Annotated in this window: 1 tRNA gene; it reads left to right on the forward strand. The window is 42.9% G+C overall.

Annotated features, from left to right (window positions below):
- Nucleotides 1–163: 163 nt before the first annotated feature.
- Nucleotides 164–239, forward strand: a tRNA-Asn gene (locus tag FDX22_RS08475).
- Nucleotides 240–261 lie beyond the last annotated feature (22 nt).

The raw sequence follows: 261 nt of genomic DNA on the forward strand, positions 1-261 counted from the left end.
CCCAATGCTTCGGTTGCGCGATAGCCAGGAAGAAGACCATTTTCGCTCATCAAATGTACATTAATACTGAATTTGAAGATTAATTAACCAATTGATATGACGTATTAATTTTACTGTTGACACGTCATGGTGAGGTCAGTAATATGCGCCTCGTTCACACGATTCCTCTGTAGTTCAGTCGGTAGAACGGCGGACTGTTAATCCGTATGTCACTGGTTCGAGTCCAGTCAGAGGAGCCAAATTTAAGAAGCCTGCTTAGGA

Origin of the sequence: Citrobacter sp. TBCS-14 (assembly GCF_005280805.1) — a bacterium.
Classification (GTDB): Bacteria; Pseudomonadota; Gammaproteobacteria; order Enterobacterales; family Enterobacteriaceae; genus Citrobacter; species Citrobacter gillenii.